General features: G+C 59.3%; 10 protein-coding genes and 1 tRNA gene. 2 read left to right on the top strand and 9 right to left on the bottom strand.

Annotated elements, in window-relative coordinates; all coding sequences use genetic code 11:
* Positions 1 to 61: 61 nt before the first annotated feature.
* From BM160_RS13730 to imuA, 4 genes are all read right to left on the bottom strand, one after another.
* Entirely contained in the window at positions 62 to 919 is an 858-nt protein-coding gene (locus tag BM160_RS13730; RefSeq protein ID WP_092006433.1) for a DNA/RNA non-specific endonuclease, read from the bottom strand.
* A gap of 63 nt (positions 920 to 982) precedes the next feature.
* Entirely contained in the window at positions 983 to 4,099 is a 3,117-nt protein-coding gene (locus BM160_RS13725) for an error-prone DNA polymerase (RefSeq protein WP_092006430.1), read from the bottom strand.
* 9 nt (positions 4,100 to 4,108) lie between these two features.
* Positions 4,109 to 5,416, bottom strand: coding sequence for a Y-family DNA polymerase (locus BM160_RS13720; RefSeq protein ID WP_092006427.1), 1,308 nt, complete (start codon positions 5,414 to 5,416; stop codon positions 4,109 to 4,111).
* Complete coding sequence (gene imuA, locus BM160_RS13715; RefSeq protein ID WP_092006425.1) at positions 5,361 to 6,182, bottom strand: translesion DNA synthesis-associated protein ImuA; 822 nt, start codon at positions 6,180 to 6,182, stop codon at positions 5,361 to 5,363. Before imuA ends, BM160_RS13720 begins: the two co-directional genes overlap by 56 nt.
* A 141-nt stretch (positions 6,183 to 6,323) precedes the next feature.
* Here imuA and BM160_RS13710 point away from each other — a divergent pair, with 141 nt between their 5' ends.
* Entirely contained in the window at positions 6,324 to 6,998 is a 675-nt protein-coding gene (locus BM160_RS13710; protein ID WP_092006422.1) for an SOS response-associated peptidase, read from the top strand.
* A 317-nt stretch (positions 6,999 to 7,315) separates the two neighbouring features.
* On the opposite strand, the gene BM160_RS22295 is transcribed toward BM160_RS13710, so the two are convergent.
* The 3 genes from BM160_RS22295 to BM160_RS13700 all read right to left on the bottom strand — a co-directional run bounded on the left by BM160_RS22295 (position 7,316) and on the right by BM160_RS13700 (position 9,828).
* Positions 7,316 to 7,909 carry a hypothetical protein gene (locus tag BM160_RS22295; protein WP_143093258.1) on the bottom strand — a complete coding sequence of 198 codons (594 nt, stop codon included), beginning with the start codon at positions 7,907 to 7,909 and terminating at the stop codon, positions 7,316 to 7,318.
* 162 nt (positions 7,910 to 8,071) lie between these two features.
* On the bottom strand, positions 8,072 to 8,545 hold the full coding sequence (locus tag BM160_RS13705) for a hypothetical protein (protein ID WP_092006419.1): 474 nt from the start codon (positions 8,543 to 8,545) through the stop codon (positions 8,072 to 8,074).
* A gap of 71 nt (positions 8,546 to 8,616) precedes the next feature.
* Entirely contained in the window at positions 8,617 to 9,828 is a 1,212-nt protein-coding gene (locus tag BM160_RS13700) for a BREX system Lon protease-like protein BrxL (protein WP_255368888.1), read from the bottom strand.
* A gap of 489 nt (positions 9,829 to 10,317) precedes the next feature.
* Here BM160_RS13700 and BM160_RS13695 point away from each other — a divergent pair, with 489 nt between their 5' ends.
* Positions 10,318 to 11,034 (top strand): hypothetical protein, encoded by a 717-nt coding sequence (locus tag BM160_RS13695; RefSeq protein WP_092006416.1) that lies wholly within the window; start codon positions 10,318 to 10,320, stop codon positions 11,032 to 11,034.
* Between the two features lie 309 nt (positions 11,035 to 11,343).
* Here BM160_RS13695 and BM160_RS13690 read toward each other — a convergent pair.
* A tRNA-Val gene (locus BM160_RS13690) sits at positions 11,344 to 11,418 on the bottom strand.
* 31 nt (positions 11,419 to 11,449) lie between these two features.
* Positions 11,450 to 12,178 (bottom strand): DNA polymerase III subunit epsilon, encoded by a 729-nt coding sequence (dnaQ, locus tag BM160_RS13685; RefSeq protein ID WP_092006412.1) that lies wholly within the window; start codon positions 12,176 to 12,178, stop codon positions 11,450 to 11,452.
* Between the last annotated feature and the right edge of the window lie 23 nt (positions 12,179 to 12,201).

Below are 12,201 nucleotides of genomic sequence, written 5' to 3'. Positions count from 1 at the left end.
ACCGAAGCTGACATTCAATGCTCAATACCAGCGAAGTGGTCAGCATCTGCCGAAATCATGGTCAGTGATTACCAGCATCTGCAATTCCAACGCCCGGCAGCCACTCCATTCCCGTGCGTCGCTCCAACTCGCCATAGCTGATGGGCTTCCCCGGGCGAGCGTCGGCAGAATTCGGTTGCCAGTGTGCCCAGGCCCTCTGGGTCGTCGCGTCGTACACCAACTTGAACATGTGCGTTGGTACGCGCACCTGGTTGGCGCCGATTGTTGGGCCACCTGGCTCGAAAACAGGGCCGGTGATGACATACACGTCGCCCTTGGCGCGCATGATGTAGGACCGGGTGTCCTTCTCTATCTTTGCCCAAGAACCCGAGTTCTGTTGCGAGTTCTGCGGGACCATATTGGCCAGGCTGAACGACTGGTCCATGGCGGTGGGGCTGAACATGTCTCCGGCTGGCGCCATATGGCCTCTAGCGTAGCCGGACCCCTTGTAATCACTGAGCTCGGCCCGCTCGGCACGAGGTAGGCGCGCATCCGCGAAGAACCTGTCCGAACGCTTTTGGTCACGTGCTTGCAGCAAGAGCTGGCGGTTCAGACGTTCTGCCACGAAAACCGGCGTGCGCGTACTGCCGCTGTGCAGTATGGCGAACGCTTCATAACAAAGCTCACGCTGCTTAGGAACCCTTGGCGCAAAGGGAGGGACCCCACCCGCAAAAAATTGCGGGCAGGCGGCAAAACCGGAGGCAGCAGCAGCGCCGAGGCGCTCTACGCTGGGCTCTGAGGTGGTTGGCTGGAGCCCACAACTCGTGGTCTGAAGTGCAACTGCGCCTGCGATGATGAGCGCGACGCCAAATCGGCGCAGGCTGTCGGTAGGCCGGCTCCTGCTTGAGCTACGGCTCTTACGAGGCTTCTTCTTAGTCATTGAGGCGACGAGTGTAAGGCCCCCTGCCCTTGCCCCTGTTTAGCGTAGCTCTTGGTCCATCGGTCATCTGAAGTCCCGGCTGGTTGTTGCCAGTCTGCCCAGCCAACTACTGAGGTCTACCAGCCTATGGGCAATCAGATTGCGCACATCCCCATCACGCTGCCACTCGCCATAAACCCCCAGCAGTTTGGCCTCCAGCAACACGGAGCGCTGCTTCTCCCGCACGCGCTTCCAGACAATCACCTGGATGGCGCCGTCCTCATCTTCCAGCGACACAAAAATCGTCCCGCCGGCGGTTTCCGGCTGCTGCCGCAGCGTGACAATGCCGCAGGCCCGGACCATCGTCCCGTTCGGATGGTCGCGCAGTTCACCGGATGCCAGATATGTCTTCGCGGCCAGCCGTGGGCGAAGCAGCGCCAGGGGATGGCGCCGCAAGCTGAGCCCGGTTGACACATAGTCCCAGGTAATCGCCTCGCCTTCGGGGGCCTCTGGCAGCTCCAGAATCTCCTCGTCCACCGGCGCCTCCCGGAGCAGCTCCGGCGGTGCGTGCAGCGCGGCGGCATCCCAGACCTGCTGCCGGCGATGTCCCGAGAGGCTCGCCAAGGCATCGGCCGCGGCCAGCAGCTTCATCTCATGCTGCTCCAGATTGGCCCTGCGCGACAGGTCCTCCGCATTCTCAAAGGGCCCCTCCGCCCGTGCCACCACGATGCGCACTGCCGATTCCCGCCTGAGCCCGGAAACCAGGCGCAGGCCCAGTCGCACCGCCGGCTCATGCGGCATGTCCTCCAGTGTGGCGTCGACCTCGCTGGCCATCACATCCACCGCCCGCACCTCCACGCCATGGCGTTTGGCGTCCTGCACCAGCTGGCTGGGTGAGTAAAAGCCCAGGGGTTGGGAATTGAGCATGGCGGCCAGGAAGGCGGCCGGCTCGGCACATTTAATCCAGCAACTGGCATAGACCAGCAAGGCGAATGAGGCGGCATGCGACTCCGGAAAGCCGTATTCAGAAAATCCCTTGATTTGTTCAAAAATGGCTTCGGCAAATGCCTTCTCGTAACCACGCGCTGTCATGCCATTAACGATGCGGTCATAGTATTTCTCCAGCCCACCTTTGCGCTTCCAGGCTGCCATGGCCCGCCGCAGTCCATCCGCTTCGCCAGGCGTAAAGCCTGCGGCCAGGATAGAAATCTGCATCACCTGTTCCTGAAAAACCGGCACCCCCAGGGTCCGTCCCAGCGCCGCCTTCAGCGCCTCACTGGGATAGGTGACGGGCTCCTTACCCTGGCGTCGGTTCAGGTAGGGATGCACCATGCCGCCCTGAATCGGCCCCGGTCGGACGATGGCCACCTCGACCACGAGGTCGTAAAAGCAACGTGGCTGCAGGCGCGGCAGCATGCCCTGCTGGGCCCGGGACTCAATCTGGAACACCCCGACCGTGTCGGCCTGGCAAATCATGTCGTAGGTGGCGGGGTCCTCCGGCGGGATGTCCTGCATCTCAAATTCATGGCCACGCCGCTCGCTGATGAATTCGAGCGACTTGCGAATCGCCGTGAGCATGCCCAGGGCCAGCACATCGACCTTGAGCAGACCCATGGCATCGAGGTCGTCCTTGTCCCACTCAATCACCGTGCGGTCCGGCATCGAGGCGTTCTCGATAGGAACCATGCGCGACAGCGGCCCCCGCGTCAGGACGAATCCCCCTGTGTGCTGCGACAGATGCCGCGGAAAGCCCATCAATTGTGTTGTCAATTCCACCAGCTGCTGGACCGCCAGGTCGTCCTTGGACAGGCCCAGTTCCGCCAGGCGCTCTGCGTTCACCGTACCGCCATCCCACCACTGGTGCGACTTGGCGAGCCTGTCCAGGGTGTCCAAGTCAAAGCCCAGCGCCTTGCCGACATCCCGAATCGCCGACTTGGGCCGGTAGGTGATGACCGTGGCCGTCAGGGCCGCCCGGTCCCTGCCGTACTTCTGGTACAGATACTGAATGACCTCTTCGCGCCGTTCATGCTCGAAGTCAATGTCGATGTCGGGCGGCTCGTTGCGCTCCCGGCTGATGAAGCGTTCGAACAGCACGCTCATGCGCTCCGGGTCCACCTCGGTCACGCCCAGGCAGTAGCAAACCACACTGTTGGCGGCCGAGCCACGGCCCTGGCACAGGATGTGACGCGAGCGGGCAAAGGCGACGATGTCATAGACGGTCAGAAAATACTGCTCGTACCGCAACTCACAAATCAGCTCCAGTTCGTGCTCAATCTGACGCTGTGCCTTAGCGCTTATGCCCTGCGGCCAGCGGCGGCCGGCCCCCTCGTAAGTCATACGACGCAGATAGGAGGCGGGTGTTTCCCCCTCGGGAACCACCTCCTGCGGGTACTGGTACTTGAGTTCATCGAGTGAAAAGTCGCAGCGGTCAGCCACCCTGAGGGTCTCCGCCAGCAGCTCAGGCGGGTAGGTCTGCGCCAGGCGAAGCCGGCTGCGCAAGTGCCGCTCCGCATTGGGCTGCAACGCAAAGCCACACCGTGTCAGCGCTTGGTTGATGCGGGTGGCGGTCAGCACGTCCTGCAGCGGCTTGCGCGAGCGGATGTGCATGTACACGTCCCCGGTCGCTACCAGGGGTATCGCCGTGGCGTGGCTGAGCTCGTCCATCCGGTGCAGCCACAGGTCGTCGTCGATGGCGCGCAGCAGTTCGACGCCGAACCAGCAACGCCCAGTGAACTGCTGCAGCGTCCAGCGCCCCAGCGCTATCAGTTGCTCTGGACTGGAGCCGCGGTCCGGCGACACCAGGACAACACAGTCCAGCAGGTCGGCACCGGACACGCCCTCAAGCGCCAGCCGGTAGGCGCCCTTGTCGGAGGAACGCCGCAGGCGCGTGATGAACTCGCAGAGGTTGCCGTAACCGTTCAGATTGCAGGCGAGCACGGTCAAGGTGAACGGCGTGTCGCATTCGACATGGAACTGCGAGCCCAGCAGCAGCTTGAGCCGGGCCTCCTTGGCTTGCACGTGGGCGCGCACGACACCGGCCATGCTGCACTCGTCCGTCAGAGCCAGCGCGGCATAGCCCAACTCCTTGGCACGCAGCACCAGTTCCTCAGGTCGGCTGGCGCCCTTGAGAAAGGAGAAGTTGGAGAGACACCGAAGCTCGGCGTAGTCGGGTAGCTTGGGTAGCTTGGGTAAAGCGGCCATGGCAGCGTCTCACGCGAAGTGCCCGTGCAGAAACCACGCGGTCTCGTCGGTCCCTAGCCGCTGCTGAAAAATCCAGAGCGCACCGGCATGCGCACTCAAGGCCACCCAGTAATCGCGCTGGACATTCAGGTTTCGGCAGCCCTCCTCCCCCTGGGCTCTATGCCACCAGCCACCTTCGACCCGGTCGGGACCGAGCAGCAGCTGCAGCGGGCCCTGGTAAATTGGCCGGTTTTTGACGATGGCCAGCTTCAGCGGTGTGCGCAGAATCCAGGCCGGCTGCGGCACCGTCGTTTGCCGCCGCGTGGCGTTCGGCCGCGCTGCGTCCTGGGCTTGCCAGCGCTGCATCCATTCGAGACGGTGGTCTTCCATCAGCACCGGCCGCAAGACCCGCGTCTTGCCAAGACGCGCCTCAATGCGCTCGAGTACCAGAACCAGCGATTCGCCTTGCCTGACCTTGTCGGGCACCAGTGAGTGGCTGTGTTCCACGATGGCGGTGACCTCGGTCGCTGAGATTTCGATGTCCGAGACGGGAGCCAGCAGCTGCACTTTGGCCAGGTGCTCGGCCAGCAAACGGCACAGGTGGTCGACGTTCTGGGTGGGCTCGGCGGTGCGAATCGTGATTTCCCCGCCGTCACCCGCGTCGCGGGCGCGCATGGCATCGTGGCACCAGCGCAGCCTGAACGCCGTCACACCGGCATGGCGGGCCGCCAGCCAGCCGCCCATCTGCAGCAGCAGGCGCCTGGCGCCGAACAGCAGGCCAGGGCTGGTCTCGACACGGCCGGGCAGTTCCAGCCGTGCCGCAAAGGTTTCCGGCAGCGTCACCCAGTTGTGAACCTCCGGGCTGAGGCCGTAAGCCTGGTCCAGCGCCATCAGCAACTCCTTGTCGAAGCGCCGGCTGATGCCGCCCCGGGGCAGCCTGCGCACATCGGCGAGGGTCCGGCAGCCCAGCCGTGACAGGGTCGCCGCATGGGCATTGACGGCGCTCAGATGCTCAAACGGCAAGGGGTCCAGCAGCCTGGCCAGGGGGCGCGCGAAACCATCGCGGATGCCGGCTCGGGCCAAAGCCAGGGCGGCCAGGCTGGTCGGCGCCCAGGCGATGAAGGTCACTCCCATCTCCGCGGCGCTCGATTCCACGAGTTCGTGCAGAGGTTCCTCGCCGCCAAACAGCCGCACACTTTGCGCCAGTTCCAGCACCACGGCCTCGTCCCGGTACGCCACGCGCGGCGTGAACTGCAGGGCCCAGACCGCAATACCGGCGGGGTCAGTGGCGAGCGAACTGTCGGCGGGAGGGTTGCTCAACAGCGCGGCCCAATGCATTGACATCGGAAGCCTCCGTCCTGGACATGAGTTGACTGGGCCGCAGCAGCCGCGGCGTCAGCACCTGGGCCAGCGTGCCGGGAATGGACGGCAGCACCAGCGTTCCCTCATGCTGACCGCCTTTGCGCTTGAGAATCTGGACATGGAGCTGCCAGTCAAGGCCGAGCGAGGCCAACACCCGCAGTGGCGCCGGCGAGGCATCGCGCTGCGCCTGTTCTGGGCGGAACAGAAACACCGGGCAATCGCAGGCTTGGGCATGCACCTGCAGCCGACGCAGCTGCTCGGCACGGGCCTGCGGTAGCCAGGCCAGGACCGCACCACGAGGATTGGCCTTGACCAACTGCTCCGTGGTCCAAAGGCGCTCGCTCGGGGTGTCAGCCGCCAGCCAAACCAGGTTCTTTTCATGGAGGCCCAATTGGGCAAGACCGGAGGCATGCGGCCGCTTGGGCGGACCGACCAGCAGGATTTGCCCACCATCGCCCACCAATTGGGCCAGGCTAGGAGCCAGCAGACGCCATTCGCACAGCGCGGGCTGAGCTTGCAGCAGCTCCGTCAAGGACTGACAGGGCCAGCCGCCGCCCGGCAGTTGCGCATCAAGCGCCGGGAAACCGCTTGAAACGACGGCTTGTTCCGCCCGGCCAATCTCGGTGCCGCGCCAGACAGCCTTGGACACCCGACCTGGCAGATGCGCCAGGTCGAAATGGTGAGATGAAGCATCTCCAGGACACGAGACAAGCTCTTCCCGAGATTGAGGAACGGCGGACATAGGTTGAATTGATACTGTACAAATACACAGTATAGTTAAAGCCAGGCTTTACCCAAAGTCGAATTTGTAAAGTACACCTATGGCCCCGCCAAAGACGGGCAAGGATTGCGCGCGTCGCTCCCAGTGGCGAAAATCAACGCCATGTGCAACCAGTACACAGCACCCAAGCCGTCATCAATTGCCGCGCGATTTGGCGTCCCCGCCCCGGACTTTGAGTACCCTGAGCATGTTTACAAGGGCTACGTGGCCCCTATGCTGCGCCGCGCGGCCGAGGACTCAACAGGGCTGATGCTAGAAAAGGCGCACTTCGGGTTGGTTCCGTTTTTTGCCGAATCGACCAAGCTGAAATACGACACTTTTAACGCCCGGTCGGAAACGATTGCGACCTTGGACAGCTTCCGCCTTCCCTGGCGCCGCCGGCAGTTTTGCTTGGTACCCATGCAGGCCTTCGTCGAGCCCAACTACGAATCAGGAAAGTCTCAGTGGTGGCAAATCGGGCGCCAAGATGGTGGGGTGATGGCGGTCGCCGGCCTGTACGACCGTTGGACCTCGGCTGAAGGGGAGATTTACTGGTCGTTCACCTTGCCAACACTCAATGCGGATGAACACCCCCTCATGAGGCGTTTTCACAAGCCGGGCAAAGAAAAGCGCTCAATTGTGGTGTTGCCGCCGAGCCGGTATGACGCTTGGCTGGACGCGAAATCGGATGAGGATGCACGCACGCTGATTCAGCTCTTTGATGAAACAGAGTTCACGACAGGCCCGGTCGAGAGTGCTCAAAGCGATATTCAGTCATCATTGGACCTTGGCGGTTAAGCGCGCAGTGGTTCAAAAGCACGCGAAACGTAGAGCTATGCCCAACGCTGGACGGCTTCAGCGGTGTCGCTCGGCTTGGTGTTGAAGCAGATTCGGGCGCCAGGGGCCGCCCGATGCACCACGTTGACCTGCCGCTCGAAGAGGAAGAAGTAAGCGGCAATAGCCCAGATATCAGGAGGCTAGAAATTGAATGATGGCATCGCCGAAAACCTGACATTCGCCACGGACTCAAACGTGCCCTAAGCCGCCATTCGAGCAATGTTGAGGACGCGGGATGAGAGGCAGGCCAGTTCCGAGCGACAGACCCAAAACTTTTGTCAGTAAGCCGCAGCATTCAAAATGGCAACGCCCTTGTCACCGCGAGCATGAAAAGCAGGACTTCTTTTGCCGGTGAGATTGTGTGTCTTCATCAACACGACGCTTCGCCTCTGTAATGGACCCCAGCTTACATGGACCGGACGGTCATCGCCGTAATAGTACAAGCTATCAAACGGCACATGGTCGGCAATCCAACGTGCAACGTCATGCATTCCGTGCTCTTTTCCCTGCACACGGAAGTCACATGCAGCACCCAAGTAACGGCAAATAGGGTTGCCCTTTGTATTTAGTTCGCAGGCCGCATGTTGGTCATTGCTGGGCGCGATTTGAGGATTCGAACTTTTGGCGATAAGTTGGGAAAGATGCCCTGAGGTGAACCCGTAGGTTAACGAAAGCTCCCCGAATTGAGTCCAAACGGCATCAAGAACGACCGCTCCCAGTTGGGCTATGGCGAGCCATGATTCGTTTTGCACTGGCCTGTTATCAAAAGTCGAATCTTCCCTGGCAGAACGCTCCCAAGTCTTACCGCATTCAATGAAATCCCTAAAGCTGAAGTGCACACCAGCTGGAGCATCAAGGCTGAAATTATGCATAGCTACCTTTTTGTGGTGGGGCCGCATGCCGCTCATACATTTGGCAATCGCCTACGCGGCGTAATGCGCGAGCTTGCCCTGATTCAACAAGAGGAAAAAACGCACAATGACCGACAAGGAAAAAAGCCAGAGAAAGCCTGACTCCTTTTCTTGCGACACCCCCTATTTTTCCTGGTTAGACACCATTGGCACTAATCGGCCGTCTTCATATTCGATTACCAGCGTGGTTACAGCGAGAGGATTTTGTGGCAGGTCGAGCTTAAATTGAATGTATTCGCCATCCAGGCTTCGGACTTGCATAGGCAAATTTTCAGCCATCTCTTCCATCAGCGAACCGAATAGATGCCCATGGACAGCTTCGTTCGAGAGCATTGAAGCATGAGCAACCCCTTTCATTTCTTCGCCATCTGGTCCGTTCATCTTGAAATTTTCTGGAACTTTTTGCCATGCAGCAGAAAGGAAGTCAGTGGAAGACAAGTCGTGCAATAGTGATAACTTGTGCTTGTCGTCGCCTTGCATGACATAGGCCTTCGCCGACAAACGCATCACATAACCATCCTCACCAGCGTAAGCCCACAGGTTCAGAACTACTTCGGGTTCCAGCAGCGCTTGAGGCTGGGTTTTTTCATAGTTCATACATTTCCAGTCGCATAGATATCGGTCATTGCAGCTCTCGAATGAATAAGGTCTCTCGGCGCTCGGGGCATTCAGTCCGCCAACGCCTTCAGCAGCGCATCGCGCGCATCCTGGTAAAACTCGACGTCCAGCTTTGTCGCCATGTCGTCCGACAGGTCAAATAGCTGCTTGCGGCAGGCCACGGGCAGCAGCAGTGCCTTGGCACCCTTCTCTACCGCCAATTCGGCCAGCGTCACGGCGTTGTGAACCGGTTCGATGGTACCGCCCAAGGTGACCTCCCCGACCACCACCAGGCCGCCGCGAACCGACTTGCGCAGCAGCGCGCTGGCCAGTGCAATCAGGGATGCAACGCCGGTCTTGGCGCCAGACTTGGCGGCATCAAAGCCGCGTATCTGGACCGAAAACTCGTGGGCGCGAGGGTCACGGTCCCCGACCAGCTGGGCAGCGCGTGCATACAAATTTTGCTCGGCACATCGAATCGACTCCCGGAACGCCGCTGGCACCGGGTTGTTGAGCACGCGAACGCCACTGCCTGGCCCTTCGGTCACTTCCAGGCGGAACAACCCCGGGTGCTCTTCCTGGCCGCCGGGGCTGAGCGTCCAAATCTGGCCAGATTCCAGCGGCTCGTCGCCAATGCCGCTCTGACTCTGCAGCTCAGGGGTGGAGACAAACTTTTCGACGCCCTCGGTGCCTATGGTGTAGCTGAAGTGGGTATTGCGAAACTCGGCCGCGCGGATGCGTTTTTGCTGCTCCTTGACGCGGCGCCGCACTTCCAGCGCCAGGCGCACCGCCCATTCCAGGTCCTCATCACTGACCTGCGCACCTTCGTCGGGGTAAATCAGCTTGAGTAAGCCGCTGACGGTCTTGTTCACGCCGTTCAGGTCCCGGCCCGACAACGCCCCGCCCCAAAACACCCGCCCCTGTAAGGTGGCTACCCGGCTTTGGCCGCGCAGCTGGGTAAAGCACTCCGACAGAAAGTCGCTCACCAGGCCGAAATGGTTGGTGAACATGCCAGGGTTGAGTTTGGGCACGTCCCAGCCTGGCAGAAAGCAGTGAATCCGGTCCATAAAAGCGGTGTCGTCGCGCATTTCTGGCGGCAAAGGGCCAAACAGATGGCCTACCCGCTGCTGGTGCTCCACATCCACCTCGAAGTTGCCGACCAGGACGATGGAGCCATCGGCGCGGATGCTTTCCTTGCCGCGCGAGAACTCTCCGGACTCCATATAGCCCTTCATGATGTTGACGCCGTCCTTCTGGTCAAACGACACGCCGGACCCTGACACTGACCGCCTCCGTCTTCAACGTCATCATTCGATTTCCATGTATGTAAAACGCTATTACTTCACTAGCATAGGACAAATTTCAGGGTTTCCAGAGTCGCCGCCAAGAAAAGGCAGGTTTCGATAAAAAAGAGGCAGCCAATACGGACATGGCGCCGACGGTGAAAAGCCCATTTTCGAAAGCGCCAGTTACAAAAGCACCATAAGCTCAGGGTGACGGCAAATTTGGAAGCAAATTAACTCGCCCACACTGCTGCTGACCTTGCTGCAGTTGCTGCAGTTGCTGCAGTTGCTGCAGTTGCTGCAGTTGCTGCAGTTGCTGCAGTTGCTGCAGTTGCTGACGACCTTAGTTCACGCAAGACGGGAAACTTGAGCATGGGTTGTACGATTGAGAGAGTTTCCCCTCCAGCCAAATTAACCACTGAAAAGCGGGGCCCCCTCACCGGCCTGCTGAGGCAGGTAAATCAAAGCGGGCATTGAAAGCGTGTTGATATGCAAAAAAATAATGAGATTGTTTTTCCTGCTGGCACTCAATTGGTCGCGGTAAGCGATATTCCAGCACTTATCGCGCAGGCACTGTATGTCAGCTTGCAGGCGAAAGGTGCTCTTCTAAGTGAAGCTACGGTTGAGAATATTGGCGGGCAATTGCACTATTTGGCAGGTAAGACGTACCCCAAACTGACAGATGACGAGGGCGAGCTCTTCCGAAATGCTCAGCTTTACAAACAGGTAAAGGAGCACTCCGCCGCTCTGCAATCGGCTCTGCGTGGCAAGGCGGGTGGGCTCGCGGCTATATCAAGGCTGACCGGAATGCAGTACTCCCCCCAAGACGACATTGCCGATGCGTACGTCAAGATTGACGACTTCCGTGCTTATGTCAAGAAGACATACCCCGGCATTGATGTCCAAATAGAAGACAACAGCCTATCTGGCGAACTGACAACAGCTAAAGAAAATTTGCCTTGGTGGCAGAAGGAACCATACGATATTTTGGTGTTGGCGCAGAACATTGGGGAAACTCTGCATCGCAACAAGGGGAAAACATCGAACGGCGCGATTGCCAAGGAAATCGCAAAACGCATCAGCTTGATTGAGCGCAGAGAGGGTCGAACGAGGAAGGTACCAAACTGGGACACCATCCGAGGAGTTCTGACCGGCTGGCATTTTAAATCCGAAGAAAGCCGGAAAAATGCCAACAAGCCTGGTTGAGCACGTCACCACTGCCATAAGGCGCCAACGGCAGGAGTAGAAGCTATTCCTGATGGCTTGAGGCTATTGCTTGGCGTCCGGCGATGCCAACGTGCCGGCGTAGCGGGAGAAGGCTTCGACCTAGGCAGCGAGGTTAAGGCCCAGGCCGGTCAGTCACCTGAGCGGAAAAAACACGTATTTTCAAAAAAATCTACAGCAGAAGCTGAAGACAGAAAAAAGCGAAGTTGCGTAAAAGTTGCGTATCAGAAGAGCGAAGGCACAAAAAAGGACTTGGCATTCCTGCTAAGTCCTTGATTTCATTTTGTTTTTTGGTGGGCGGTGCAAGTTTCGAACTTGCGACCCCTGCAGTGTGAATGCAGTGCTCTACCCCTGAGCTAACCGCCCTATCGGTCAGCTTTCTATTATATGCCGATATTCAGTGAATTTTCTCGGCTCCGCTATTTTCTATGCGCCAGACCGTTTTTCCTTTGCTGGCCTTATCAAGACCAGTCAATACTTTCTCATGCTCGCCGGTTTCCAGCTCATTGGCCACCAGCACCGGCAGATCAAACACGCTCAAGTCTAGCAAGGGGACATTGTCCTCAGCACTGTCTTTGCCGGGAACGTCCACATCCATCATCAGGCTGTTTTGCCCACGCGTGAGGTTGATGTACACATCGGCCAGCAACTCGGCATCCAGCAATGCTCCATGCAGGGTACGACCCGAGTTATCAACTTCCAGCCGGCCGCACAAAGCATCCAGCGAGTTGCGCTTGCCCGGGAACATCTCCTTGGCCATCATCAAAGTGTCTGTGACCTTGGCCACGCACTGCTCAATCGGCGCCCTGCCCAATAGTTCGAGTTCCTTATTCAGAAAACCCACGTCAAAAGGCGCGTTATGGATGATGATCTCGGCGTCCTGCAGGTAGTCCAGCAGCTCCTTCGCCACAGCCGAAAACTTGGGCTTGTCTTTTAAAAACTCGTTGCTGATGCCGTGAACCTTGAGCGCATCCTCATGACTGTCGCGTTCGGGGTTCAGATAGAAATGCTTGTTGTTGCCCGTCAGCTTGCGGGCCACCAACTCGACGCAGCCGATTTCAATAATGCGGTCGCCGTTTGCAGCGGAAAGACCCGTGGTTTCAGTGTCTAGAACAATTTGGCGCATGACCCGGATTATCACTTTGCGGC

This window comes from Polaromonas sp. OV174 (assembly GCF_900112285.1).
Taxonomy (GTDB): domain Bacteria; phylum Pseudomonadota; class Gammaproteobacteria; order Burkholderiales; family Burkholderiaceae_C; genus Polaromonas.
The sequence above is the reverse complement of the archived record's forward strand: the minus strand, read 5'-3'. Positions and strand labels throughout refer to the sequence as shown.

What these genes read in the sequence shown, in the direction of transcription:
- BM160_RS13705 (WP_092006419.1), bottom strand. Translation starts at nt 8,545, where the DNA reads ATGAACTATGAAAAAACCCAGCCTCAAGCGCTGCTGGAACCCGAAGTA.
- BM160_RS13695 (WP_092006416.1), top strand. Translation starts at nt 10,318, where the DNA reads ATGCAAAAAAATAATGAGATTGTTTTTCCTGCTGGCACTCAATTGGTC.
- BM160_RS13710 (WP_092006422.1), top strand. Translation starts at nt 6,324, where the DNA reads ATGTGCAACCAGTACACAGCACCCAAGCCGTCATCAATTGCCGCGCGA.
- dnaQ (WP_092006412.1), bottom strand. Translation starts at nt 12,178, where the DNA reads ATGCGCCAAATTGTTCTAGACACTGAAACCACGGGTCTTTCCGCTGCA.
- BM160_RS13725 (WP_092006430.1), bottom strand. Translation starts at nt 4,099, where the DNA reads ATGGCCGCTTTACCCAAGCTACCCAAGCTACCCGACTACGCCGAGCTT.
- BM160_RS13730 (WP_092006433.1), bottom strand. Translation starts at nt 919, where the DNA reads ATGACTAAGAAGAAGCCTCGTAAGAGCCGTAGCTCAAGCAGGAGCCGG.
- BM160_RS22295 (WP_143093258.1), bottom strand. Translation starts at nt 7,909, where the DNA reads ATGCATAATTTCAGCCTTGATGCTCCAGCTGGTGTGCACTTCAGCTTT.
- BM160_RS13720 (WP_092006427.1), bottom strand. Translation starts at nt 5,416, where the DNA reads ATGCATTGGGCCGCGCTGTTGAGCAACCCTCCCGCCGACAGTTCGCTC.
- imuA (WP_092006425.1), bottom strand. Translation starts at nt 6,182, where the DNA reads ATGTCCGCCGTTCCTCAATCTCGGGAAGAGCTTGTCTCGTGTCCTGGA.